Origin of the sequence: Thermophagus sp. OGC60D27, assembly GCF_052400625.1 — a bacterium.
Classification (GTDB): domain Bacteria; phylum Bacteroidota; class Bacteroidia; order Bacteroidales; family Marinilabiliaceae; genus Thermophagus.
The window spans coordinates 1-1,978 of sequence record NZ_JBQTGH010000030.1; the positions used below are offsets into that span (position 1 = coordinate 1).

The 1,978-nt window shown below is 47.0% G+C and carries 1 protein-coding gene; it reads left to right on the forward strand.

The features are described 5' to 3' along the window. Positions 1-507 precede the first annotated feature (507 nt). On the forward strand, positions 508-1,701 hold the full coding sequence (locus ACT29H_RS16700) for a M24 family metallopeptidase (RefSeq protein ID WP_444822797.1): 1,194 nt from the start codon (positions 508-510) through the stop codon (positions 1,699-1,701). The last annotated feature ends 277 nt before the right edge of the window (positions 1,702-1,978 follow it).

Sequence of the window (1,978 nt, forward strand, 5' to 3'; positions counted from 1 at the left end):
TACCTAAGGCGGGTGATTTGACGTTTTATCACCTGCCTTTTTCTCTTTATTTTTCCCTTAAGTTTACAGCAATGGGGTTAGGGGGTGAGCGAGGGGAGAAGAGCATTGGAAGTCAGAAGCCAGAGGTTAGAATAGAAGGTATTAGTAGAAATATGGTGGATATAAAAAAATGGTGAAACGGGGAAAGGCTGAATGGTGGAATGGTAGCCGCGGAGCGGCGACAGATTGGTAGCAAAAAATGCAACCATAAACAACCAGAGCCCCGGAGGGGCGGCAGAAGCCAGAGGCCAGAGATTAGATGTTAGATAATTAGATATTAGATTATAAGATGTTAATGCTACTTATTTCTATTTATATCAACTTATTTCCATATATATCCTTTAGTCTCTGACTTTTGGCCTCTGGCTTCTGACTTCGGGCTTCCGGCGTCTTTTGTTAAGTATGGCCATTTGTCCCAATCCATTTCAAAAGCAAGTAAATTTTAGTAAAAAAATAATCAGAAAAGCAATGACAGAACAAGTACCGGCAACGGAATTAAATAACCGCATGAATCGGTTTCGGGAAATGATGGACCGCCATAATCCCGACTGGGAGATGGCCGTTATCTTCAGTAAAATCAACCTGCTCTATTTCACCGGCTCTATGCCCGAAGGGATGCTAATCATTGAACGCAACTCAGGAGAAGCCTTATGGGTTCGCAGAAGCTATGAACGGACGTGCGACGAGTCGCTCTTTGCCAATATTCATCCCATGAATAGCTATCGTGATGCGGCGGCTTCATATAGCCAATTGCCTGATACCATCTACCTTGAAACCGAATTCGTACCCCTGGCGGTTTACAATAGGTTTAGAAAACATTTTCCATTTCAGGATTATCGTCCTCTGGATGCTCAGGTTGCTGCTACCCGCGCCGTCAAAAGCCACTGGGAGATTCAATACATGGAACAAGCCGGAGCCATCCATCGGCTGGTGCTGGAGGAAAAGGTGCCACAAATTCTCAGGGAAGGGATGAGCGAAGCCGACCTGGCGGCCGAATTGTATGCTTTAATGGTTAAAGAAGGACATCAGGGCACCGCCCGTTTCGGAATGCTCGATACCGAAATCGTTGTGGCCCAGCTGGGATTTGGCGACAGTTCATTGTACCCCACCAATTTCGACGGTCCCGGCGGAAACCGCGGTCTTAATGCCGCTGTGCCCAGCCTGGGAAGCAGAGAACGAAAGCTTCAAAAAGGCGACCTGGTCTTTGTGGATATGGCCATCGGCGTAAACGGTTACCATTCCGACAAAACCATGACCTATATGTTTGGCCATCCCTTGTCGGAGGAGGTGATAAACATACATCGCCAATGCGTAGAGATACAAAATAAGGTGGCCCGGATGCTTAAACCCGGAAATATCCCCGAAACCATCTATGAAACTATTATGGAGGAGCTAAGCCCCGATTTCCTGGAAAACTTCATGGGCTTTGGCAGCCGACGTGTGAAATTTCTGGGGCATGGCATCGGCCTCACCGTCGATGAGTTGCCGGTACTGGCACAGAAATTCCGTGAACCGCTGGTCGAGAATATGGTCTTCGCCGTCGAGCCCAAGAAAGGCATCCCCGGCGTGGGTATGGTCGGCATCGAAAACACTTTTGTGGTCACCCCCGACGGTGGACGGTCTATCACAGGCAATAGTCAGGGATTGATTTTGGTGGAGTAGGGAGGTCAATAGGTTATTAGGCCAATAGGCCAATAGGTCAATAGGTCAATAGGTCAATAGGTCAATAGGCTATTAGGTTTTGAATTTGAAGCCAGAGGTCAGAGGCCAGAAGTCAGAAATTAATAGAAATAAATAGAAATAAGTTGTTCAGTAGAAAAGTTGTTGCGTGCGGCGGGGTTCCCCCTTCAGGGGGTTAGGGGCATTGCTGTAAACTTAAGGGAAAAATAAAGAGAAAAAGGCAGGTGATAAAACGTCAAATCACCCGCCTTAGGTATAA

Coding starts and splice junctions, on each gene's coding strand:
- ACT29H_RS16700 (WP_444822797.1), top strand. CDS start 508: ATGACAGAACAAGTACCGGCAACGGAATTAAATAACCGCATGAATCGG.